This is a genomic window from Mesorhizobium sp. B2-5-13 (assembly GCF_006440535.1).
GTDB classification, from domain to species: Bacteria; Pseudomonadota; Alphaproteobacteria; order Rhizobiales; family Rhizobiaceae; genus Mesorhizobium; species Mesorhizobium salmacidum.
This window is the reverse complement of record NZ_VFUI01000007.1, coordinates 225,302-247,721: the sequence shown is the minus strand read 5'-3', so window position 1 is coordinate 247,721 and position 22,420 is coordinate 225,302. Positions and strand designations below refer to the sequence as shown.

Below are 22,420 nucleotides of genomic sequence, written 5' to 3'. Positions count from 1 at the left end.
GAATGCGCGCAGACGCTGTCCGCTTCCTCGTCGCCGGTGGTCTCAACACAGCTTTGACCAGCCTCATCTATTTTGCCGGCCTCGTTGTCCTGCCTTCAGGTCTTTCCTATACCATTGCCTGGCTGGCCGGTCTGTTGTTCGTCATGATGTTCTATCCCGAGCGTGTCTTTCCCGGAGGACGCACCGGTTTTGCCGATCGCCTGGCGATGGGGGGCTCGATCATTGTCGTCTTCCTGATCGGATTGGCGAGTCTTCACTTTCTGCGAAGCATCCAGCAGAAGACCGCGATCGCGTTCTTCCTGACCCTTGCCGTCACGACGATCCTCAACTTCCTGATTTCCCGATGGATACTTCGCCGACCATGCAGATAGGCAAACGCGCGACCAAGCCGGCGATCAACCTGTTCGCCACCTTTATTGATATGTATTTTTCGGAACTGACTTCCTTTCGCTGACCGGATTGGCGGGGGCGCGGGATGCCGCAACGGACCTGCCAAGTGCGACCTGGACGGGTTGGTCAAAACGCCTGATCTTGCATCGCTGCCCACCTCCCGAAGCGCTCAATGCGACACCCGTAGCTGAATATAGGCGAGCTATTCCGGAACATTTTTGCAGAGCTGGATGTTGGATGTCATGACGGGGCGTGCTCGCCCTGCTTTCGACAGACCATCGAGGAGAGAACCATGGATTGGAACCGCATCGAAGGAAACTGGAAGCAATTCAAGGGCAAGGTGAAGGAACAGTGGGGCGATCTCACCGACGACGATCTTGACCAGATAGCCGGGAGGCGCGACCAGCTGGAGGGCAAGATTCAGGAACGCTACGGCATCGCGAAGGATCGCGTTCGCCAGGAGGTCGACGACTGGTATCGCCGCCAGAGTTGGTAGTTCGTTCAAACGTCCATTTCGTTGAGAGGCGCCGGCATGGGCCGGCGTCCTTTCTCCGTCCTGGGCAGATGGCTGCGGTGTCCTCAGCTTTGCCTTGCTGATCGAGAACTGGCTGACGTGGCAAAACTCCGGCACACGGAGGCCTCCCGCTTTGAAAGCCTTCCGCGCGCAACCCCCGTGAATGCTTCCTGAACTTCAAACGGCGTGTTGGTCGCGATGGTCAAAACAAACGGCCATGGTCCGACCAGTTGCTAATTTGACCACGGCCTCCACCAGGGCGTCATCGCTGCACGGCCAGTCCGGCGCCAGGCGTCGAACCTCCGCGATCACTTCCCGGGTGGAGACTATCGCAAATGCCTCCCACCCCGATAGCGTCATGGAAACAAGCTCTTCGCTTGTCAGGCGGGGTAATATCCGATGCCGCGTCATGTTCACCGCGTTTCCTCCCAACGATGAACGTTAAAGATAGAGCCTAGCGCGAAGCCCTGAGGTCAGCGAGCTAAAATGTGGTCTGACCAAAATGGCTCACGCCCACGGTCTTGGGGTTGGATTTGTTGACTTCAAAGCGATCAAATGGTGCCCCTAGCCGGGGTATTTCCACCAAATCGAACTCGGTGGAAAAACGCTGAAAAGTCTAATCGAGACAGCCTCTTAGGCTCTGCCGCCCTCACGAGATGATGAATAACTCATGTACCTCGACGACTACCCGATCTTGTACGATACCGGCATCGCTGAACCCCCTGTGCTGCAAGGGTTTGCGTCCAACGTCGCCGCAACCATTGTCTCCCCGAAATCACGAACTCAGCGTAGGCTGGGGATTTCCCCACTTAAAAGTCGTCGGCGGTAGTCGGCAACCGCTTCAGGATTTCCTTCTCGACGCCCGTAAGCTCCGACCGCATTGGCCACGTAGGTGTCATTCGGGTTTGCCTCCAGCCATGCCAGAGCGGCGACCCGGTAGGGGTTGACCTCTCGCGCCCCGTAGGACGGTTTGTAGGGGCTCCCGTGGCGGGCGTAGTGATCCGCATGGGAGCGGCAGAAGCGCGTGTCTAAGCCGTCTCCTGTGCCCGCACCGGCCGGCCTGCTACACCCGACCACTCGGCACCGGGTGAACATCGCGCTGGGCTCCTGAGCGCGTTCCTTGACCTCGTCCTTGCGGTGTCGTCTCGCAGTCCAATTCGTCGTCACGTCTTCTCCAACATCGCCACCCCGCTCTAACGCGAAGGCGGGCGTCTATCAGGAAGAGCGCGCAGGCTCAAACAACAAATGATGGCCATCACAGCTGGAGGAAGCATCAACAGGCTCGGACCCTGACTCTTACAGGATTTTGATCGCCAGATTGTTCAGCCGAGAGTTCTCACGGTAGGTCAAACGCACCACAACGGCTCCCACGATGCCAGTGATGGCACCGCCGAGCACGTCAGTGAGGTAGTGGGTGCCGATGAAAATTCTGGACCAGCAAACCAGACATGCCAAAACGCCAAGAGCAAGCGTTCGGCGCGGCAGGGCTTGCATCGCGAACGCCGCAACGATGGCCACGGTCGCGGTCGCGTGATCTGAGGGGAAGGACCAGTCCGCGCTAGGCGCGATCAACAAATGCGTCACGCCGGCATCATAGGGCCGTATCCGATGCACGAACAACAGGATGAACTGGTTGATCGCCAGACCGAGCAAGAACGCCAGACCCGCTGACAGGGCCGCGTGTCGAACGTGGTAGCGGTCGGCCTTGACCCACCATTGCAGGACCACGGCCATCACCATGAACGGAACGCCGATCTGGGAGACCCCGATCATTACCATGTCAAGCACGGGGTGAAGCCCGGCGGCCCCGTTGATCCAGTGAGTAAGAGTTGCATCCATTCGGTCTTGCTTCCGTTATTGAGGATCGCGAGATGAATTTATGAGAGCAGTCGACGAACGACGCATCCATCAGATTTTTGAAGTCAGCGTCTGGCTCAAGGGCGCTCACGCCGTGATCGAGTGTCTCGGTGGTGTCCTGCTCTATTTCGTCACCACAGGCGCAATTGCGTCGTGGGTCAATGCCTTCACCCAAGACGAGTTGATCGAAGACCCGCACGATTTCATAGCGGGCCATCTGTCGCAGATGGCGAGCCATTTCTCGGTCGCCAGCAAGGAGTTCTACGCCTTCTACCTGCTCAGCCACGGCCTAATCAAGCTGCTCTTGGTCATCGGCCTACTGCGAGGCAAGCTGTGGTCGTATCCCGCTTCGCTCGTGGCGCTTGGAGCGTTTATGGTTTATCAAGTCTATCGCTGGTCCTACACGCACTCTGCCGGCCTCTTGGTTTTGACCGTCTTCGATGCCGTGGTGATGGTGCTGATCTGGCACGAATGGCGCGTGATGCGGCGGCACAGCCCAGCACAGTCACCGAGCTAACGACTTCGCCTTTGCTCAATCCACCTGATGGCAGACCAGCACAGAATTGCCCAGGCGGAACCGACACACCAGCCCGCGAGAACATCGGTGGGGTAGTGTACGCCGAGATACACGCGGCTCAATCCGACCATGACCGTCAAGAACAAGGCGAGCGAGACAAAGTAGGCTTTGGCACGGTGATCGGGGCTGGCTTTGGCGAGCAGGGCTCCGAGCGTGAGGAACGTGACCGCCGAAAGCATAGCGTGTCCGCTTGGAAAGCTCGCAGTGAAGACCCTTGCAGAATGAATAACATCTGGCCTTGGCCGGTCGAACGCGATCTTGAGTAAGGTGCTGATTACCTCCCCGCCGACCACGGCTAGGGCTACCAACGCCGCGTACCATCGTTCCCGTGTGATCAGCAGATACCCCACTGCAGCTACCGACACGAAGGCCAGGAACGCGAAGCTGCCGAGGGAGGTGACATCACGTCCCATTTCTTCCAGCCAAGGAGGGCCAATCGGATTGCTCGGATCACCGGCGCTGCGGAACGCCAGAAGCACTGTCCGATCAAAACCCTTTGTGTCGCCCTCAATGACTTCCTCCGCGAGAAGGCCGAAGCCCAGGATGAGGCCGCCTGCCACAAACAAGGAGAGGATCAGCCACATGCCGTCGCTTTGGAAGCCCCGCAGAACACCGGTGGATGAGGAAGGAGCCTTGATGTCCATGCAACTCGGCCTGTTAGGAGGGCCACACTCGGCAGCCGACACACGTCAATTCTCGTTCATTCATCTGGTTCCATGGGGCATCCTCGTCGCCTGCGTGCTGGCTTCCATACCGTGTTCGCCCCTGACCGTTAGCGCCCGGAGAACGGCAAACCCTTGAACCTGTTTGATTTATTGACTTCCAAGCGCCCAAATGGTGCCCCTAGCCGGGATCGAACCAGCACTCCTTGCGGAACTCGATTTTGAGTCGAGCGCGTCTACCAATTCCGCCATAGGGGCTCAGGCCGGGCGGCCTGGATGGGCGCGGACTATACGGTCGGAGGCCTGTTCGTCAACTGGCCAATTCTCGGTATCGCATTGGATGCGACCAATCTTCGCCTTTCGATTTCGCGGCGGTGCTGCCATTGTGCAGCGCGGAAAATCTTTCTAGACAGGCGGCGCACCGAAGCGCGCCGTGTCTGGAGACATGCTGCGGCGCGCTTTGCGTCCTTGTTTTCATCCATGCCCTTGTCCCAGGGCGGCCGTGCGGTTTTGGGTCACTTGCGCTAGGAGAGCCGATGCTTCGCGGACTGTACGACTGGACCCTGTCGCTGGCGGCCCGCAAATCGGCCGAATGGTGGCTGGCCTTCATCGCTTTCGTCGAAAGCTCGGTATTCCTGGTGCCGGCCGACGTGCTCTATCTGCCGATGGCATTGTCGCGGCCGGATCGCGCCTATCGCTATGCCTTCATCGCCACCGTCGCCTCGGTGCTGGGCGGCATTGCCGGCTGGTTCATCGGCCACTACGCCTATGACGCGGTGGCGCGGCCCATCCTCGAATTCTACGGCAAGTATGACGAGTTCGAGCAGTTGCGCTCCTCTGCCGGCGTGAGCATCGAATTCATCGCCCTGATGCTGGTCACTTCGGGTGCCGCGCATCTGCCGCCCATCAAGGTCGTGACGATCCTGTCCGGCGCCCTTGGCGTCAATCTGGCGCTGTTCATCGTGCTGGCCATCATCGCGCGCGGCGGCCGCTTCGTGCTCCTGGCGTGGCTTTTGCGCCGCTATGGCGAGCCAATCCGCGAATTCATCGAAAAACGCCTGGGCCTGATCGCCGGCGCCGCCGCGGTTGCCCTGATTTTGCTCTATATCCTGATCAAATACGCTCTCTGACGTTTGTCGCTCAAACCGCGCAACGGTTTTGAGTGCGTGGCAAGCAGATCTGGCAGACGGCGAACACGATGGACGAGAGACCGATGACAGCGACCATGAATGCCGATACCGGACGCCAGCGGACACGCGCTGCCTTGTTTCTCGCGGTGGCGATGGCCGCGACCGTTGGTTCGGCGCTCGGTTTCCAGCACATCGGCGGCTACATACCCTGCCATCTCTGTCTGGAACAGCGCACCCCATATTACATCGGCGTGCCTTTGATGGTGCTGGCGGTGATCGCATCGATGCTGCGCGCACCGGCATGGCTGACGCGCGGCCTGCTGGCGATCGGCGGCCTCTTGATGCTCTACGGCCTTTATCTCGGCGTCTATCACTCCGGCGTCGAATGGGGCTGGTGGCAGGGTCCGGCCGATTGCACGGCGGGGGCCGGACCGGTCGACACCGGCGGCAAAGGCGTGCTCGACGCGCTCGACAAATTCGTGCCGCCCTCCTGCGACAAGGCCGCCTTGCGCATTCTCGGCCTGTCCCTGGCCGGCTGGAATGCCATCGCCAGCCTGATCCTCGCCGCTGTCGCCTTCCGCGGCGCTCTGTCTCGTGACTGACACAACAGCGCCGTCGCGAGATCATTCAAGAATTCGGCAGATTGAGTGACCCATTGTGGGTCGCAGGAGTGGGACTTGTGCGCCGGTCTGCTTGTGGGCGGGCAGCATCGTTATCCGGCCGACCGCTCAGGATTAAACGTCCATGACACGATGCGGCGCTCGGTCGATATGTCTTCGCACTACCGGAGTTTAGCGCACGAGGGAGCTCCGGCTGCTGCGCGACCCTCAAGCACCGATGGCGACGATGCGTGAAACCCTTTGTTGCCCCGTTGCCGCTCAGACCCAAAAAACGCTTCAGGCGCCCAGCCTGCCGAATTCTCGACGGACTCAAGGCTCCAGTTCGACATCCCAGTAGAGATAATCCATCCAGCTTTCATGCAGATGGTTGGGCGGAAACAGCCGGCCGTTATTGTGCAGATCGTGCACGGTTGGCTGATACGGCTTCTGCAGAGGCCACATCTTTGCCTGCGACGGCATCATCCCGCCCTTCCTCAAATTGCAGGGCGAACAGGCGGCGACGACGTTCTCCCATGTCGTGGCACCGCCGCGATGGCGAGGGATGACATGGTCGAAGGTCAGGTCGTCGGGCGTGCTGCAATACTGGCACTGGAAACGATCGCGCAAGAAGACGTTGAAGCGGGTGAAGGCCGGATGCCTGGACGGCTTCACATAGGCCTTCAGGCTGACCACGCTCGGCAACTTCATCGAGAAGGTCGGTGAGGATACCGCATGCTCGTATTCGGCGACGATGTTCACCCGGTCGAGGAACACCGCCTTGATGGCATCCTGCCAGGACCAGAGCGACAAGGGGTAATAGCTGAGCGGACGGTAATCCGCATTCAGCACCAGCGCTGGAAGCCCATCCGGAGATACGGCAACCGTCACCTTGTTGACCTCCTTGGTTCGCACATGATCCCGAAAATCGAATTCGACTTTCGGAAAGGATCATGCGCTGCTTCAAAAGCCCGACCGTTCGGCGCGGATACTGTAAGCCCGACATGACAGGGATGTGAAGCGGATTGTCGCTCGCGCGCCGTGCCAAAAACGTATGATTTTTATGCTTTTTTGCTTATTCAGGCCGGCGGTGCGGCGTCCCGGCCCCTGGTTTCGCGATAATAGGACCAGAAAAGCCGCGATGCGACACCTCGCCACGGGCTCCATGATTCGGCCAATGCGATGAGTGTTTTCTCCGCTGGACGCGGGTCGATGCCCAGCGCGTGGCCGACAGCGCTCTGCAGGGCGACATCGCGCGCCGGGAAAATATCGGGATGCCCGGCGGCAAACAACAGATACACTTCCGCCGTCCAGGGACCGATACCGGGCACAGCCGTCATCCTGGCGATTGCCTCCCTAGCGTCGAGCGAACAAAGGTGATGCAGGTCGAGCCCGTCGGCTACGGCCTGGGCGACCGCGACAAGGCCACGCTGCTTGGGCCGCGACAGGCCGGCCTCGCGAAACATGTCCTCGCCGGCGGCCAGGATCGCTTGCGGCGTCAGCGGATCGACCAGTTTCGTCAGCCGGCCGAAGATGGCATCGGCGCTGGCCCGCGACACCTGCTGCGAGACGATGATCGAGGCCAGGCTCCTGAAGCCGGGCTCCGAAAGCCTGAGCGGCACCTCGCCGGCCATGCCGCGCACTTTTTCCAGGCGCGGGTCGAGCGCGCAAAGTGCATCGAGCCCCCGCTCAACGTCGTCCACTGTCGCGATGCGCTGCATGATATCCTTGTCCGAAAATGTGCCGCAAAGTAGCAACGGCCAAAACCGCAGCACAACCCGATTGCCGCCTGAGACATGACGCTCCTGACATTCCGCTTCGCGCCCAGCCCCAACGGCGAACTGCATCTGGGCCACGCCTATTCGGCGCTGCTCAATCAGAAGCTGGCGATGCATATGGGCGGCCGCCTGCTGCTTCGTGTCGAAGACATCGACACCACGCGCTGCACGCCGGAGTTCGAGGCGGGCATGTTTGCCGACCTGAAATGGTTGGGCCTAGGCTGGGAAGAGCCGGTGCGCCGGCAATCCGAGCATTTCGCCGACTACGAAGCGGTGCTGGAACGGCTGATCCGCGAGGAACTGGTCTATCCCGCCTTCATGAGCCGTGGCGAGATCAGGGCTTTCATCGCCGGCAGCGAAAGGTGCGGACGCGAATGGCCGCGCGATCCCGACGGTGTGCCGCTCTATCCGCCGGCCGACAAGGCATTGCCGATGAAGGAACGCAAACGGCGCATCGCCGAGAATGCGCCTTTCGCCTGGCGGCTGGACGTCGGCGCCGCCATGGCGCGTGCCGGCAAGGACCTCACATGGGCCGAATTCACCGATGAGACGCTATCGGCGACGCGCCCGGTCGAAGCCCGTCCGCAGGACTGGGGCGACGTGATCGTGGCGCGCCGGGACATCCCGACCAGCTACCACCTCGCCGTCGTCATCGACGACGCGCTGCAAGGCGTCAGCCATGTCGTGCGCGGCCAGGACCTGTTTTCCGCGACCGGGGTGCAGCGTCTGCTCCAGGAGAGTCTGGGGTTACCACGGCCGGCCTATTTCCATCATCCGCTGATCCTCGGGCCGGACGGGCGAAAACTGTCGAAGAGCCTCAGGGATACCAGTCTGGCCGCCTTGCGCGAAGCCGGCGCTTCGCCGGACGATGTCAAAAGGATGGTCGGGCTTTGACCAGTACACCGTCAGGAGAAATGCTCTCCAGACGCGTGACCCGTTGAATTGCCGTGACGCATGGATCAATGGTTTCGTTTTGCGCGCCGGGTTGAACAGGACTAGAGCATCGTCACGGTTAATTCTCACCCAGCGCGGCGGTCCCCGGAAAATGTCCAGCCTCAAGCGGTTCATCCCCGCCACCTTCGTCCTCCTTTGGGCGACCGGCTTCATCGGCGCGCGTTACGCCATGCCTTGGGCGGAGCCATTCACCTTCCTCGCGGCGCGTTTCGTGCTGGCCGCCATCCTGCTGGCTGTCCTGATGCTGGTGCTTGGCTCGAAACCAGCCACCCGCACCGAGGCGCTGCATGCCACCGGCGCCGGCGTGCTGATGCATGGCGTCTACCTCGGCGCCGTCTTCTGGGCCATTCATAGGGGCATGCCGGCCGGTTTTTCGGCCCTGATCGTCGGCCTGCAGCCGCTGATCACCGCGATGCTCGCTGGCAAGTTCCTGGGCGAGGCCATCCTGCCGCGCCACTGGCTTGGCCTTGCTATCGGCCTTGTCGGCATCGTCGTCGTGCTGTGGCCAAAACTCGGCGCGCTCGGCGGCGGCGTGACGGCGGCCACGCTGATCGCCTCCCTGGTCTCCGTGCTCGGCATGAGTGCCGGCACCATCTGGCAGAAGCGTTTTGCTTCCGGCGGCGACCTCGTGGCGGCCACCATGTGGCAATATGTCGGCGGCGCTTCGCTGATGATCCTGGCTTCGCTTGCCTTCGAAACACAAACCGTCGTCATCAATGGCGAATTGATCTTCGCCATGGCCTGGCTGCTGCTGGTGCTGTCGCTCGGCGCCATCTTCCTTCTGATGGTGATGATCCGCGACGGCGAGATGTCGAAAGTGGCGTCGTTGTTCTACCTCGTGCCGGCGGTGACGGCCATCATCGCCTGGGCCCTGTTCAACGAACAGCTCAACGCACTTCAGATCGCCGGCATGGCGATCACCACGTTCGGCGTTGGGCTGGCGACCGCCCGATCGGGCAAACTTCAACCGACCCGGGCGCGCGCCTCCAGATAGCGGCTGATCGCGGCGTTGAGCTCGCCGCCGAGGATGAAGATCGCCGAGACGATGTAGAGGAAAACCACCGCGATCATGATCGAGGCGAGACCGGCATAGGTCGTCACATAGGACGAGAAATGATCGAGATAGGTGGCAAACATCGTCGAGCCGATAAGCCATGCGGCCAGTGTGAAGATGATGCCGGGTATCAGCGATACGAAACGGCGCTTGCCGGCCGGCAGCCAGTAGTGGACGGCAAAAAGTCCGCCGATGATGACCGTTGAGGCAATGACGTAACGCCACAGCGTGCTCGTGCCCGTATAGGGTTTGATCCACTCGAAATGGGCTTCCGCCAGCCGCGCCAGCAGGGGCGCGAACACCAGGAGCACGCTGATAGCCAGGAACCCGGCGGTCGCGATCAGCACGAAGAAGATGCTCTGCACCCGGCGATAGATGATGCCGCGCGTCTCGGTGACCCGATAGGCGCGGTTGAGCGACGTGCGCAGCGCCTCGATGCCGTTGGAGGCAAAATAGGCGGCAAGCAGCACGCCATAAGTCAACAGGTCGGTGCGCCTGACAGTCAGCACGTTCAGCACCTCGCGCGCGATCGGCTTGGCAATCTGCTCGGGCCATGTGTCGAAGACCAGATGCACGGCTGTGTCGGCAAAGGCCTGGGCGCCGAGGAAGCTGGCCAGCGTCGTGGCGAAGATCAGGAACGGAAACAGCGCCATCAGCGAGGTGATCGCCAGATGGCTGGCCATCGCCCAGCCGTCATCGGTGTTGAAATGGCCGAGCGCGTCGTAGAGCACGCGGCGCAGGGCGACAATATTCCGCAGCAAGAAAGCGCGCTCCCTTCGATTGTCTCGACGCCGCGAATATGGGAAGGGAATGCGACAAATGGCAACCCTTCGTCAAACCTCGAATTCTCCAGCGGCAGAGTTGCGCACCATCATCGTCACCGGTGCGTCTTCCGGCATAGGCGCCTATTGCGCCCGTGCGTTGAAGGCCGAGGGCTGGCGGGTGTTCGCGACGGCGCGCAAGCCGCAAGACATCGCCGCGCTCGAAGCGGACGGCATCGAGGCCTTCTATCTCGATTACACTGAACCGGCATCGATCGCCGCCCTGGTGGCGGCAGTGCTCGACCGCACCAGCGGCAGGCTCGACGCGCTGTTCAACAACGGCGCCTACGCGCAGGCAGGCGCCGTCGAGGATCTGCCCGTTGCGGCGCTCAAGGAGCAGTTCGAGGCCAATTTCTTCGGCTGGCACGACCTGACCCGCCGTCTGGTTCCGGTGATGCGCCGCCAGGGCCACGGCCGCCTCGTCCATTGCTCGTCGATCCTGGGTCTCGTGCCTGTGCGCTTCCGCGGCGCCTATTCGGCGTCCAAACATGCCTTGGAAGCCTTGATGCTCTGCCAGCGCCAGGAACTGGCCGGCAGCGGCATCCATGTCTCGCTGATCGAGCCGGGGCCGGTGAAATCCAAGATCGCCAGCAATGGCCTGCCCTGGTTCCTCAGGAATATCGATCACGAGAATTCCGTGCATCGCGCCGACTATGCCGCGCAGCTGGAACGCATGCGCGCCGGCGGCAGCCAATCGGCACTGAAGCCCGGGCCGGAAGTGGTCCACAAGGTGCTTTGCCATGCACTTCTGTCGCGACGCCCGCGCCCGCACTATGTGGTAACAATATCGGCCAAGATCGGGGCCATGCTCAAACGCATCCTGCCTGCCTCGATGCTCCACCGCCTGCTCGCCAAGCGCGCCTGAACAAGCAAAGAACTGGAAACACAAAATGGCTACTGCCTTCAACATCCTTGCCATTCTGGTCATGGCCGCCGTGGTGGTCGTGCTGATCAGGGGCCTCATCAACATGATGCGCGGCGGCTCCGGTGTGACCTCCAACAAGTTGATGCAGGCGCGCGTTCTGCTGCAGGCCGTGGCGCTGGCGCTGATCCTGCTGGCCGTGTATTTCACCCGCAAGTGAGGGCCTTCGGGAGGCGATGTGGTCAAGCTCAACAAGATCTACACCCGCACCGGCGATGACGGCACCACCGGGCTCGGCACTGGTGAGCGGCGGCTGAAATCCGATCTCAGGGTGGATGCGTATGGTACGGTCGACGAAGCCAATGCCTGCATCGGCATGGCTCGCGTGCATACCGCACAGAGCTATCAGGCGATCGACGCCATGCTTGCCCGCATTCAGAACGACCTTTTTGACCTCGGCGCCGATCTCGCCGTGCCTGATGACGGCAAGCCGCTTGGCTACGAGCCGCTGCGCATCGTTGCCGCCCAGACCAGCCGTGTCGAGCGCGACATTGACCTCCTCAACAAAGACCTTCGGCCGCTGAAATCCTTCGTGCTGAACGGCGGCACGCCGGCGGCGGCCGCCCTCCATCTTGCCCGCACCGTGGCCAGGCGAGCCGAGCGGCTGATGGTCGCCCTGGCTCAGGACCCGGCCGAACACGTCAACCGCGACGGGCTGAAATACATCAACCGCGTCTCGGATTTCCTGTTTGTCGCCGCCCGGGCGGTCAATGACAATGGAAATGCCGACGTGCTATGGGTTCCCGGCAGGAACCGCTGAACGGACTGAAAGGCGGGACGAGGCCAACGACAAATGTTCATCCCGCTTTACGACACCAACAGGCTGCGCCACATCAGGCTGCAATATGTGACGATCGGGCTGATCGTCGCCAATGCCGTGGTCTATTGCGCCACGGCGCTCGGCGGCGAGAACTTCACCAATGCCGCCGTGCTTGGCCTCGGCTTCATCCCCTCCGTCGTTCACGACACGGCCGAGCTTGACCCTCGCTTTATCATCATCCCCGAGAGCCTGAGCTACCTCACCTACTCCTTCCTGCATGCCGACATTTTCCACCTCGGCGGCAACATGCTGTTCCTTTGGGTGTTCGGCGACAATGTCGAGGACGCGCTCGGCCACATCCGCTACCTGATCTTCTATCTCCTCTGCGCCATCGCCGGAGCCGCTTTCCAGGGGCTCATCGCCTGGGATTCGCAAGTGCCGCTGATCGGCGCCTCGGGCGCCATTGCCGGCGTGGTCGTCGCCTACCTGATCCTCTATCCCAGGGTGAAGGTGTGGGTGCTTGCCTTTGCCCGCATCCCCTTGCGTATTCCAGCCTTCATTCCGCTCATCCTGTGGGTGCTGTTCCAGGTCGTCATGTTCGCGGCCGGTGGAGAGGATCAGATCTCCTGGGCCTGCCACATCGGCGGCATCATTGCCGGCGCGGTCCTTGTGCTGGTCCTGCGCAGTCGCGGCGTGCCGCTGTTTGCCCCCGCTGACGAGGACGCCGTGGTTCCGACCCCCGAACAGCCGCCGGCCGTTGGCGAACCAGCGACACCCCAAACGTCCGTCACTGCGGCGCGCTGGGGCCGCGGAAACCCTTCTGGCCCGAACTGAACCGATTTGAGCAGCTTCCAGCGTATTGACGACAAGGGTTGCCACAATTACGGAAACGTCTCCGTCGCAGCCCAAGGCGGTTAAGGAGCAGCCGCAAGGCGGGCAAAGACCAGAATTTCCATCCGGCCAGAATTCCGTCTGGCCGGAATTCAGTCCGGAATGTCGGCTTTCGACAACTCAGAAAGGGCGCAGGCTGCTATAGCGCGCCCAACTAGCGTGAAGAGGTGACAGGCAAATGAAGATCCTTGTGCCCGTGAAGCGGGTTGTGGACGCGAATGTGAAGGTTCGCGTGAAGGCCGACGGTTCGGCGGTGGAACTCGCTAACGTCAAGATGGCGATGAACCCGTTCGACGAGATCGCGGTCGAGGAAGCGATCCGGATCAAGGAAGCCGGCAAGGCCGAAGAGATCATCGTCGTGTCGATCGGCCCGCAGCAGGCGCAGGAAACACTGCGCACCGCGCTCGCCATGGGCGCCGACCGCGCCATCCTGGTCAAGACCGACGAACAGACCGAGCCGCTCGGCGTCGCCAAGGTGCTGAAGGGCGTGGTCGAGGCGGAGAAGCCAGGCCTTGTCATTCTCGGCAAGCAGGCGATCGACGATGATTCCAACCAGACCGGCCAGATGCTGGCCGCCCTGCTTGGCTGGGCGCAGGGCACCTTCGCATCCAAGGTCGTGCTCGAGGGCGACCATGCCAAGGTGACGCGCGAAGTCGACGGCGGCTTGCAGACGGTGGAGTTGAAGATGCCGGTGATCGTCACCGCCGACCTTCGCCTCAACCAGCCGCGCTATGCCTCGCTGCCCAACATCATGAAGGCCAAGAAGAAGCCGCTCGACGAGAAGTCGCCCGCCGACTACGGCGCCGACGTCACGCCGCGCCTCAAGGTCATCAAGACCGAGGAGCCGGGCGGCCGCAAGGCGGGCGTCAAGGTCAAGAGCGTCGCCGAACTGGTCGACAAGCTCAAGAACGAAGCCGGCGTGCTGTAAGGCTGGGAAGGGATAAAAAGATGGCAATTCTCCTCATCGCAGAACACGACAACGCAACGCTTTCCGACCAGACCGCCAAGGCACTTTCGGCTGCGCTGCAGATCGGCTCGGACGTTCATGTGCTGGTGGCCGGCAAAGGCGCCAAGGCTGCTGCCGACGCAGCCGCGAAACTGAAGGGCGTGAGCAAGGTGCTGCTCGCCGAAGCCGACGAGCTCGCCGAGCGCCTGGCTGAGCCGACGGCGGCACTGGTCGTCTCGCTGGCTGGCGCCTACGACACGATCATCGCGCCGGCGACGTCCGCGGGCAAGAACGTCGCGCCGCGCGTCGCGGCCCTGCTCGATGTCGCGCAGGTCTCCGAGATCATCGAAGTGGTCTCGCCGGATACCTTCAAGCGGCCGATCTATGCCGGCAACGCAATCCAGACGGTGCAGTCGAGCGACGCCAAGAAGGTGATCACCGTGCGCACCGCCTCCTTCCAGGCAGCACCCGAGGGTGGCTCGGCTTCGGTCGAGACGGTTCATGCGGCTGCCAACCCCAGCCTGTCCACCTTCGTCGAGAACAAGCTGTCGGAGACCGACCGTCCGGAGCTGACCTCGGCCAAGATCATCATCTCGGGCGGCCGTGCGCTCGGTTCCTCGGAAAAATTCCAGGAAGTCATCCTGCCGGTCGCCGACAAGCTCGGCGCCGCCGTCGGTGCTTCCCGCGCCGCCGTCGACGCCGGCTATGCGCCGAACGACTGGCAGGTCGGCCAGACCGGCAAGGTCGTCGCCCCCGATCTCTACATTGCGGTCGGCATCTCCGGCGCCATCCAGCACCTCGCCGGCATGAAGGACAGCAAGGTCATCGTCGCCATCAACAAGGACGAGGAAGCGCCGATCTTCCAGGTTGCCGACTACGGCCTCGTCGGCGACCTCTTCGTCATCCTGCCGGAGTTGCAGAAGGCACTTTGACGCTTCCGCGCAACCGTATTAAATTGCCAGGGGTGGGGTAGACGAAGTCGCCCCACCCTTTTAGTTTGCACCGCACAATAAGCAGGCCACAAAGGCTGAGAGCAATTCCAGCGGCAGTGCGCAGGTTTTTTGCGCCGGGAATTGCGGGAAAACAAAGAGATGGGGCGGTTCGCGATTCTGGCGAGAAACGCTCCGGACGGGATCGGGTAATGAGCAAGATCGAGACGATCGGCATCATTGGTGCGGGCCAGATGGGCGGCGGCATAGCGCACGTCTCCGCGCTTTCGGGTTACAAGGTTCTGATCTACGATATATCGCCCGACCGTATCGAGAAGGGCATCGCCACCATCAGCGGCAACATGGCCCGTCAGGTGGGGTCCGGCAAGCTCGACGAGAAGCTCCGTAATGAGGCCATGGCACGCATCGCGTCGGCGCCGACGATGGCCGATCTTGCCGGCGCCGACCTGGTGATCGAGGCGGCGACCGAGGACGAAACCGTCAAGCGCAAGATCTATGCGCAGCTCTGCCCGCAGCTTAATCCCGAAGCGATTCTGGCGACCAACACCTCGTCGATCTCGATCACGCGGCTAGCAGCGCAGACCGACCGGCCGGAGCGGTTCATCGGCATACACTTCATGAACCCTGTTCCGCTGATGAAGCTGGTCGAACTGGTGCGCGGCATCGCCACCGAGGACCAGACCTTCGAGGCGGCGAAGACCTATGTGAAGCAGCTCGACAAGACGATCACGGTCTCGGAGGATTTCCCGGCCTTCATCGTCAATCGCATCCTTCTGCCGATGATCAACGAGGCGATCTACACCCTCTATGAGGGCGTCGGCTCGGTCGATGCCATCGACACCGCCATGAGGCTCGGCGCCAACCATCCGATGGGACCGCTGCAGCTTGCCGATTTCATCGGCCTCGATACCTGCCTGTCGATCATGCAGGTGCTGCATGACGGCCTGTCGGATTCGAAGTACCGTCCCTGCCCGCTGCTGGTCAAATATGTCGAGGCCGGCTGGCTCGGCCGCAAGACCGGACGCGGCTTCTACGACTATCGCGGCGAGCACCCCGTTCCGACGCGCTGACGCGTCCGGTCACGAGGCCGCGGCGAGCGGCTTGGGTGGTTCTGACCTGTCGTCGGCGGTTTTGCCGTCGGGTGCCACGCAAACGCATCCGCGCCCGGCCGCCTTGGCCGCATAGCAGGCGGTATCGGCCCTCGCGATGATCTCGTCGACTTCGCCGCAATTGGCGCAGATCGCCGTCAGCCCGATGCTGGCGCCGATCGCGTGCGGCCGGCCTTCCCAGGTGAAGTTGAGGCCGGCTATCGCATCGATGATGGAACGCGCCGCGAGCCGCGCGTCAGCGGCAGAACCGGACTTCAGGATAACAGCGAATTCGTCGCCACCCAGACGCGCGACGATGTCTTCAGAACCAAGCACGCCGCGCACTGCCTCCGCGACCCGCTTCAGCAGGGCGTCTCCGGCAGCGTGACCGCCCGTGTCGTTGACCAGCTTGAAATGGTCAAGGTCGATGAACATGAACTGATGGCGGTCCCCGGCCATCGTGCCGTCCTTGCGCGCCTGATCGACCAATCCCTCCATGGCGCGGATGAAGCTCGAGCGGTTGGCGAGCCCGGTGAGCGCATCGTGCGCGGCGGCATGGGCAAGCTGGCGCTGCAGGGCGCGCGCATCGGTGAAGTCCTGGAAGACGATCACCAGCCCGCCGAATTCGTTGCGCTCGTTGATGATCGGCGACACGACCTGGCGGATGCTGCAGCGTGTGTCGTCGCGCCGGATGAGGACCGCGCGGCTGTTCTGGTCGGAGCGCGCCTCTTCGCCTGTCACGGGCCGCGTCATGCCGATCCTGTGGCCGGTCTCCTCGTCGACTGCCCAATAGACATGGCTCAGCGTCTTGCCGAGTGCCTCGTCGCCGGAAACGCCGGTCAGCTTTTCGGCCACCGGGTTCATGAAGGTGACGCGGTTCGCGGCATCGGTGCAGATGACCGCATCGCCGATCGATTGCAGCGTCACCCTCAGCCGCTCCTTCTCGTCGGCCAGCATCGCCGCCGAGACGATGAGCCGTTCTTCGGCCTGCTTGCGCCGGGTGATGTCGGTCAAGCTGCCGATCGCTCTGATCAGCTGTCCGTCCGCATCGCGCTCGATGGCCTGGCCGCGGTCGAGAATCCAAACCCAGCGGCCATCCTTGTGGCGCATCCTGAACTCGGCCTCGAAAAATTCCGTCTGGCCATCGAGATGGGCGCGATCAGCCTCCGCGACCGCGGCGCGGTCGTCGGGATGGATCATCGTCAGCCAGCGATCGGGGCAAACAATTGCCGGCATGATTAAGGACCGGTATTGACGGGGTGTGGGCGCGGGTATCCTGTTACCATCGCACGAAAAACCGCCCGCCGAGCGCGCCGAGCAAAGCGAGGGCCGCGATGGCGATCGTGTACCAGGTGGCAACGAAAAGCGGCGAATCGTCGAAGCAGTGCGCCGCATAGAAGGTCGCCGCCAGCCCGCCGGCAAGCAGCCCCGCGACGGTGCCGGCAAGCACCGGCCGGGTAGGCGCACCATAGCGCAGCATCCACAGGAAGATGGCCAGCGGGCCGATGCCGATCAGCGGGATGAAGCTCATGCAGATCATCATGTTCGATCCGATCATGCGCGTGCCCCATAGCGCCTGCGGCACCATGAAGAGTTCCAGCACCACGGCCACCGCGACCAGCAGCGGCGCGGCGATCATCGCCGCCATTGCCCGGCCTGTCGCCGCACCCGGCGTCGACAGGGCACGGATCAGGGCGAAGGCGCTGATGGCGAGCACGACGGTGAAAACAAACTTGGACAGGAAGCGGATCGTATGCGCGGCAACCATGAAGTCGGGGCGCGGCCCGATTGTCATCATGAAAACAGCGGCCGCGGCGACGACGGCCGCACCGGCCGCCAGCCACCAGGCCGAACGCAATGGCATCGCCTTGCTGCGAGCATCGGCGTCGAGCGCCTTGATGAGATCGTCGGTCTTCATGTCATTCCCGTCCGAACCGCCCCTGTCCGAATCGCTCCTGGCCGAATCGCTTGGCTATGGCGGTAAGTCCCCGGTGCAGCGACACACGCACCGCCGTCTCGCTGATGCCGAACTTCGCCGCTGTCTCACCGATGGAACGGCCCTCCACGGACACGGCCGAAACCACGGACCGCTGAGCCGGCGGCAGCCCGTCGAGCGCCCGGTTGATGTCGCGCTCGCTGACCGTCTCGGTTTCCGGCTCGGCGAAAGTCTCGGCGATGTCGTCGACATCGATTTCGATGCGCCGCCCGCGTCGCCGGAATGCATCGATCAGCTTGAAACGGGCAATCGCATAGACCCATGGCAGCACCGGCGCGTCCTGGCGCCAGGTGTGTCGTTTGACATGAATGGCCAGCAAGGTTTCCTGCACGACATCCTCGGGATCGACCCCGCCCTGCACGATCTTGCGCCTGACAAAGCCGCGGATCAGCGCGGCAATCCGGTGGAGAAAGTCGGCATAGGCCTTTTCATCTCCCGCGATCGCGGCCCGCATCAGCCGGGAAAGTTCGGCCTCGTCCTTGCCGCTCACAAGAGTTCACTCCCCGATCTTCGCGCCTCGGCACTGATTTGTTACGTGGCCGGCGAAATAATGTCCAAGCCAAACTACGGGCAAATCACGAAAGTTTGCGGGAGGGCCCCGCGAAATTCCCTGACGGTTTCCCTGGTTCCCGGCCCGTGCGTTGGGAACGGCGCGGACCAAGCCTTGATTGACGTAAGGTAAACCCTTCTGTAGCGTCAAGGATCGGAGGGAGGCCGAGATGGATTTCATTGAACGCATTTTTGGATTTTCTCCCGACAATGGCTCGGGAACTTTCGAGGGCAGCCTTGTCATTGCGGCCATAGTCTTTGTCGCTGCCATCTACTTCTACAGAAGACGGGGATCACTGAAGAAATAGCCGGGAGAACCGGCGGGGATACGTCGCCAGGAAAACACTACCGTTGCGTCCTCTCAGCGTGGGAAACACGACATGGCAGGATCTCTGGTCAACCACGTCAGAACCGCGGCACTGCTGTTGTTCGCCGCCGAATTCTGGAAGCGTCTTGCCGTCGGGCTGAAGGTGCTGTTTGCGACGATTCGCATGCTGCTGTGCCGGTTGGCCAAGCGCCAGCGGCTGCCGAGCCCTGCGCAGAACGATTGCTGTATCCAGCTGCCGCCCGACATCTACAAGCGCGCCGATCCTCTTCTCTATGCCCAGTACTATCTGATGGCGCAGGGTCTCGCGGTCACTTGGGACAATCCCGACATCGACATTTTCGACGGCGCCGCGCCAGTCACCGGTGCGCTGCAGCCCTCTCGCACCTATCGCGTTCGCGTGCGTGTCTGGAACGGGTCCTATGATGCGCCGGCCGTCGGCGTCGGGGTGGCGCTGTCCTACCTGTCCTTCGGCGCACAGACCGTTTCCCGACCGATCGCCAATGTCGCCGTCAATCTCGGGGCCAAGGGCACGATCGATTGCCCTGCCTATGCCGAATTCAGTTGGACCACGCCCGCCACCGGCGGCCATTACTGCCTGCAAGCACAGCTTTCCTGGGGCGATGACGCCAACCCCGGCAACAACCTCGGCCAGAAGAACGTCAACATTGCCGAGATGCGCTCACCGGCAAAGTTCTCCTTCAGCGTCCGCAACGAGGCCTCGGTCGTCCGGCGTTTCCAGATCGAGGCGGACTGCTACGGCCTGCCGAAGCTGCAACCATGTACCCCGCCACGCGGCCAAGGTCGAGACGAACGCACGGACACCCCGCAGCCGAGGCTCGCGGAGAGCAAGGCGCGCTGGGCCAAGGCGCTGGAGGAACAGGCCTATGGCCGGTTTCCCGTTCCCGATGACTGGTCGGTCAGGATCGTTCCAAGAACGCTTTCACTGCAGCCGCGCCAGATAACCGAGATCACCGTCGAGATCGAACCGAGGGACGCCGCCTTCCGTGGCTCAAAGGCCTTCAACGTCCATGTCTTCACGATCGGCGAAAGCGGATCACGCACCTTGACCGGCGGCGTGACGCTCATCGCCACGAAAGGCTGAGGCGCTCCGATGGCCTACAAGCACTATACGAGCTGCTTTCTCTATCCGGCCGGTGGCAAGCCCTACAATGAGGCCGACCGGCTGGCTTTCCTCGCCGGCCAGGCGCTGCAGATCATCGTCATCACCGGGCTGGCGGCCGCCTTCGGCTTGCTGCTGGGGCCGGTCGGCGCAGCACTTGCCGCGGCAATCGCGTTTCTGGCGTCCGCCACCGCGACGATCGACAAGGCCGCCGGGGAATGGCTCAACCATCGCCTGGTCTGTCTCGACAAGGACAATCCGAAATGCGCCGTCGGCATCGTCTCCTACAATCCGTTCCGCAGCGATCTCGGCGCCTTCGACAACGACCAGTATTTCGACATCATACTGATGCCGCATCCGACGACTGAAATTCTCAACGCCGAAACCAATGAGGCGGCTTTGGCCGCCGCTAATCGCTACAATGGCGACGGCACCGTCGTCGCGGAATTCGCCGCCAACATCACGGCCCATCCGGCGAACGACATTCTCAATGATGGCTTTCAGGGTCATGAACTGCTGTTGCCGCGCGATGACCTGAAGGCGGATCTGGGCTACGCACCCGCCGACGATCATGCCCGCTGGGCCCTGCACTGCGAGGCCGAGGGTGACTTCTGGATCAAGATGCGCCAGTGGGCGCCGGCCATCATCATCCTGCTGACGGCGGCTCTGGTCGTCACGGCGGCCGCGGCGGCCGCCGGCGCCAGTGTTGGGGCGGCTGTCGGCTGCGCCATAGGGTCGTTCTTCCTGGGTGCGCTGGGCTGCGCCATCGGCTCGTTCCTGGGAGGATTGCTCGGAGCGGCCATTGGCGGCGCCATCGGCGGAGCGGCGTCCTATTTCGGCGGGGTCAAGCCGGTCCTGCAGGGACTGTTCAACTGGAATCCCGGCAATGTCGAGGACGCCAATGTCGGCGACAAGGCGCTCGGCCCCATCAGGATGGGCGATCATGTCGCCGTCCTCGGCGAACATGTCTATGACGGCTATCACAAGGGCTGGCACGAATTTCATCCGCTGATGGCGGTGGTCAAATTCGATGCGGCGGCCGGTGTCGACGCAAGACACTATCTTCAGTGGAATCCGGATTTTCCCGACACGGGGGAGGTCCCGCCCAAACCGCCAGGCGAGGCCATCGACCTCACCGCGCAGGATATGCGTGACGGGCTTGGCAGCGCCGCGTTTAGGACACGCTGCGAGAATCTGCGCAGAACGTGGTGCGCCATGCTGAACGAAGCGTTCGATCCGGAGACCAAACGAGCACAGCAGGGCCTGGACCAGCGCTGGACCATTCATCCGATGGTCGATGGTTGCATTCTGCAGGAGCAGCCACCAGCACCGCATGTCGGATGATCCATCAGCGTCCGATACGCGAAACCGTGATGGCGCCGATTGCCTTTTAATCTTGACTAACCCATTCATGAATTGATACTCGGACGCACCCGCAGTGCGGACAACCCCGAGGAGTACCTTATGAAATCCCCCCTTCTTGCCCTGGCCAGCGTAGCGGCGCTTGCAATCAGCCTGGCCGCCGGTCCGGCGACGGCCGAAGATGCCGGCATCATCGTCTATAACGCCCAGCATGAAAGCCTGGCCAAGGATTGGGCCGAAGGGTTCACCAAGGAAACCGGCATCAAGGTTACCTTGCGCAATGGCGGCGACAGCGACTTCTCCAACCAGATCGTCGCCGAAGGCGCCTCCTCGCCCGCCGACGTGTTTCTGACGGAAAATTCGCCGGCCATGGTGCTGGTCGAGAATGCCGGCCTGTTCGCGCCGGTCGACGCCGACACGCTCGCACAGGTCCCGCAGGACTATCAGGCCGCCAGCGGCAAATGGGTGGGCGTGGCCGCGCGCAGCACCGTCTTTGCCTACAATACGACCAAGCTCAAGGCCGACCAGTTGCCCAAGTCGATGCTCGACCTCGCCGACCCGAGTTGGAAGGGCCGCTGGGCGGCCTCGCCTTCTGGCGCCGATTTCCAGGCTATTGTCAGCGCATTGCTGCAGCTCAAGGGCGAGGCCGCCACGGCCGATTGGCTGAAGGCGATGAAGGCGAACTTCACCGCCTACAAGGGTAACAGCACGGTGATGAAGGCGGTCAATGCCGGCGAGATCGAAGGCGGCGTGATCTACCACTATTACTATTTCGGCGATCAGGCCAAGACCGGCGAAAACTCCAAGAACGTCGCGCTGCACTATTTCAAGAACCAGGATCCGGGCGCTTTCGTATCGGTCTCCGGCGGCGGCGTGCTGGCCTCGAGCAAGCACCCCAAGGAAGCTCAGGCCTTCCTGAAATGGGTGACCGGCAAGGGTGGCCAGGACGTGCTGAAGAACGGAACCTCCTTCGAATACGCGGTCGGCAAGGGTGCGCAGTCCAATCCGAAGCTGGTGCCACTGGTCGACCTGCAGGCGCCGAAGGTCGACGCCGCGACGCTGAACTCCAAGAAGGTCACCGACCTGATGACCGCAGCCGGCTTGCTTTAGTCGTCGTTCTTCCTAATAAGGACGTCAAACCGTGCTCCTGCGGGAATTCACCTTCCGCGGGAGCG

26 protein-coding genes and 1 tRNA gene are annotated in these 22,420 nt (G+C 62.4%); 18 read left to right on the top strand and 9 right to left on the bottom strand.

The features are described from left to right. Positions 1 to 2: 2 nt before the first annotated feature. Both FJ434_RS14975 and FJ434_RS14970 read left to right on the top strand, forming a co-directional pair. A complete protein-coding gene (locus FJ434_RS14975; protein WP_140747840.1) occupies positions 3 to 371 on the top strand; it encodes a hypothetical protein in 369 nt (122 codons plus the stop codon). A gap of 311 nt (positions 372 to 682) precedes the next feature. Further along, a complete protein-coding gene (locus FJ434_RS14970; RefSeq protein WP_027143449.1) occupies positions 683 to 886 on the top strand; it encodes a CsbD family protein in 204 nt (67 codons plus the stop codon). Positions 887 to 2,200: 1,314 nt separating this feature from the next. Here FJ434_RS14970 and FJ434_RS14960 read toward each other — a convergent pair. After that, a complete protein-coding gene (locus FJ434_RS14960) occupies positions 2,201 to 2,743 on the bottom strand; it encodes a phosphatase PAP2 family protein (protein ID WP_140712226.1) in 543 nt (180 codons plus the stop codon). A 40-nt stretch (positions 2,744 to 2,783) separates the two neighbouring features. On the opposite strand from FJ434_RS14960, the gene FJ434_RS14955 reads away from it, so the two are divergent. After that, complete coding sequence (locus FJ434_RS14955) at positions 2,784 to 3,278, top strand: DUF2127 domain-containing protein (RefSeq protein ID WP_140503227.1); 495 nt, start codon at positions 2,784 to 2,786, stop codon at positions 3,276 to 3,278. Here FJ434_RS14955 and FJ434_RS14950 read toward each other — a convergent pair. Both FJ434_RS14950 and FJ434_RS14945 read right to left on the bottom strand, forming a co-directional pair. Further along, positions 3,275 to 3,982 (bottom strand): phosphatase PAP2 family protein, encoded by a 708-nt coding sequence (locus FJ434_RS14950; RefSeq protein ID WP_181165920.1) that lies wholly within the window; start codon positions 3,980 to 3,982, stop codon positions 3,275 to 3,277. The two genes, FJ434_RS14955 and FJ434_RS14950, sit on opposite strands and share 4 nt — an antisense overlap. Before the next feature lie 191 nt (positions 3,983 to 4,173). After that, positions 4,174 to 4,258 (bottom strand) — tRNA-Leu (locus FJ434_RS14945). Between the two features lie 278 nt (positions 4,259 to 4,536). Between FJ434_RS14945 and FJ434_RS14940 the strand changes: the two genes are divergently transcribed. Next, on the top strand, positions 4,537 to 5,130 hold the full coding sequence (locus FJ434_RS14940) for a YqaA family protein (protein WP_027143451.1): 594 nt from the start codon (positions 4,537 to 4,539) through the stop codon (positions 5,128 to 5,130). 83 nt (positions 5,131 to 5,213) lie between these two features. Beyond that, positions 5,214 to 5,732 (top strand): disulfide bond formation protein B, encoded by a 519-nt coding sequence (locus FJ434_RS14935; RefSeq protein WP_027143452.1) that lies wholly within the window; start codon positions 5,214 to 5,216, stop codon positions 5,730 to 5,732. A 327-nt stretch (positions 5,733 to 6,059) separates the two neighbouring features. Here FJ434_RS14935 and FJ434_RS14930 read toward each other — a convergent pair whose 3' ends face one another. Together FJ434_RS14930 and FJ434_RS14925 are read right to left on the bottom strand one after the other, a co-directional pair. Beyond that, a complete protein-coding gene (locus FJ434_RS14930) occupies positions 6,060 to 6,617 on the bottom strand; it encodes an HNH endonuclease (protein ID WP_027143453.1) in 558 nt (185 codons plus the stop codon). 188 nt (positions 6,618 to 6,805) lie between these two features. Then, the gene (locus FJ434_RS14925) at positions 6,806 to 7,447 is read right to left on the bottom strand and encodes a DNA-3-methyladenine glycosylase (protein ID WP_140747843.1); all 642 of its coding nucleotides are present in this window, start codon (positions 7,445 to 7,447) and stop codon (positions 6,806 to 6,808) included. 75 nt (positions 7,448 to 7,522) lie between these two features. On the opposite strand from FJ434_RS14925, the gene gluQRS reads away from it, so the two are divergent. Together gluQRS and FJ434_RS14915 are read left to right on the top strand one after the other, a co-directional pair. Then, positions 7,523 to 8,398, top strand: coding sequence for a tRNA glutamyl-Q(34) synthetase GluQRS (gluQRS, locus tag FJ434_RS14920; protein WP_140747846.1), 876 nt, complete (start codon positions 7,523 to 7,525; stop codon positions 8,396 to 8,398). 151 nt (positions 8,399 to 8,549) lie between these two features. Next, positions 8,550 to 9,452, top strand: a complete 903-nt coding sequence (locus FJ434_RS14915) for an EamA family transporter (protein WP_140747849.1) — start codon at positions 8,550 to 8,552, stop codon at positions 9,450 to 9,452. Here FJ434_RS14915 and FJ434_RS14910 read toward each other — a convergent pair. After that, a complete protein-coding gene (locus tag FJ434_RS14910) occupies positions 9,422 to 10,273 on the bottom strand; it encodes a YihY/virulence factor BrkB family protein (RefSeq protein WP_027143458.1) in 852 nt (283 codons plus the stop codon). The genes FJ434_RS14915 and FJ434_RS14910 overlap by 31 nt on opposite strands. 58 nt (positions 10,274 to 10,331) lie before the next feature. Between FJ434_RS14910 and FJ434_RS14905 the strand changes: the two genes are divergently transcribed. The 7 genes from FJ434_RS14905 to FJ434_RS14875 all read left to right on the top strand — a co-directional run bounded on the left by FJ434_RS14905 (position 10,332) and on the right by FJ434_RS14875 (position 15,872). Then, positions 10,332 to 11,198, top strand: a complete 867-nt coding sequence (locus tag FJ434_RS14905; RefSeq protein WP_140747852.1) for an SDR family oxidoreductase — start codon at positions 10,332 to 10,334, stop codon at positions 11,196 to 11,198. Between the two features lie 25 nt (positions 11,199 to 11,223). Further along, on the top strand, positions 11,224 to 11,415 hold the full coding sequence (locus FJ434_RS14900) for a twin transmembrane helix small protein (protein ID WP_015315567.1): 192 nt from the start codon (positions 11,224 to 11,226) through the stop codon (positions 11,413 to 11,415). An 18-nt stretch (positions 11,416 to 11,433) separates the two neighbouring features. Next, positions 11,434 to 12,015 (top strand): cob(I)yrinic acid a,c-diamide adenosyltransferase, encoded by a 582-nt coding sequence (locus FJ434_RS14895; RefSeq protein ID WP_140503241.1) that lies wholly within the window; start codon positions 11,434 to 11,436, stop codon positions 12,013 to 12,015. A gap of 33 nt (positions 12,016 to 12,048) precedes the next feature. Continuing rightward, on the top strand, positions 12,049 to 12,849 hold the full coding sequence (locus FJ434_RS14890) for a rhomboid family intramembrane serine protease (RefSeq protein ID WP_140503243.1): 801 nt from the start codon (positions 12,049 to 12,051) through the stop codon (positions 12,847 to 12,849). A 235-nt stretch (positions 12,850 to 13,084) separates the two neighbouring features. Next, complete coding sequence (locus FJ434_RS14885) at positions 13,085 to 13,834, top strand: electron transfer flavoprotein subunit beta/FixA family protein (RefSeq protein ID WP_027143462.1); 750 nt, start codon at positions 13,085 to 13,087, stop codon at positions 13,832 to 13,834. 20 nt (positions 13,835 to 13,854) lie between these two features. Further along, the gene (locus FJ434_RS14880; RefSeq protein ID WP_140712238.1) at positions 13,855 to 14,784 is read left to right on the top strand and encodes an electron transfer flavoprotein subunit alpha/FixB family protein; all 930 of its coding nucleotides are present in this window, start codon (positions 13,855 to 13,857) and stop codon (positions 14,782 to 14,784) included. A 209-nt stretch (positions 14,785 to 14,993) separates the two neighbouring features. Next, positions 14,994 to 15,872 (top strand): 3-hydroxybutyryl-CoA dehydrogenase, encoded by an 879-nt coding sequence (locus FJ434_RS14875; RefSeq protein WP_140503248.1) that lies wholly within the window; start codon positions 14,994 to 14,996, stop codon positions 15,870 to 15,872. A gap of 9 nt (positions 15,873 to 15,881) precedes the next feature. Here FJ434_RS14875 and FJ434_RS14870 read toward each other — a convergent pair whose 3' ends face one another. From FJ434_RS14870 to FJ434_RS14860, 3 genes are read right to left on the bottom strand one after another with little or no spacing between them, the layout of a single operon-like run. Beyond that, positions 15,882 to 17,126: a diguanylate cyclase gene (locus FJ434_RS14870; RefSeq protein WP_246678285.1), complete on the bottom strand. Its 1,245-nt coding sequence runs from the start codon at positions 17,124 to 17,126 to the stop codon at positions 15,882 to 15,884. Positions 17,127 to 17,169: 43 nt separating this feature from the next. Then, positions 17,170 to 17,808 (bottom strand): NrsF family protein, encoded by a 639-nt coding sequence (locus FJ434_RS14865; protein ID WP_140503252.1) that lies wholly within the window; start codon positions 17,806 to 17,808, stop codon positions 17,170 to 17,172. Position 17,809: 1 nt separating this feature from the next. Beyond that, on the bottom strand, positions 17,810 to 18,376 hold the full coding sequence (locus FJ434_RS14860) for a sigma-70 family RNA polymerase sigma factor (RefSeq protein ID WP_140747855.1): 567 nt from the start codon (positions 18,374 to 18,376) through the stop codon (positions 17,810 to 17,812). 229 nt (positions 18,377 to 18,605) lie between these two features. Here FJ434_RS14860 and FJ434_RS29785 point away from each other — a divergent pair, with 229 nt between their 5' ends. The 4 genes from FJ434_RS29785 to FJ434_RS14845 all read left to right on the top strand — a co-directional run bounded on the left by FJ434_RS29785 (position 18,606) and on the right by FJ434_RS14845 (position 22,355). Next, the gene (locus FJ434_RS29785; protein ID WP_181165921.1) at positions 18,606 to 18,743 is read left to right on the top strand and encodes a hypothetical protein; all 138 of its coding nucleotides are present in this window, start codon (positions 18,606 to 18,608) and stop codon (positions 18,741 to 18,743) included. 72 nt (positions 18,744 to 18,815) lie between these two features. Then, the gene (locus FJ434_RS14855) at positions 18,816 to 19,865 is read left to right on the top strand and encodes a hypothetical protein (protein ID WP_140503256.1); all 1,050 of its coding nucleotides are present in this window, start codon (positions 18,816 to 18,818) and stop codon (positions 19,863 to 19,865) included. Positions 19,866 to 19,874: 9 nt separating this feature from the next. Then, positions 19,875 to 21,227, top strand: coding sequence for a hypothetical protein (locus FJ434_RS14850; protein ID WP_140747858.1), 1,353 nt, complete (start codon positions 19,875 to 19,877; stop codon positions 21,225 to 21,227). Between the two features lie 120 nt (positions 21,228 to 21,347). Next, positions 21,348 to 22,355: an iron ABC transporter substrate-binding protein gene (locus FJ434_RS14845; RefSeq protein ID WP_140503260.1), complete on the top strand. Its 1,008-nt coding sequence runs from the start codon at positions 21,348 to 21,350 to the stop codon at positions 22,353 to 22,355. Positions 22,356 to 22,420 lie beyond the last annotated feature (65 nt).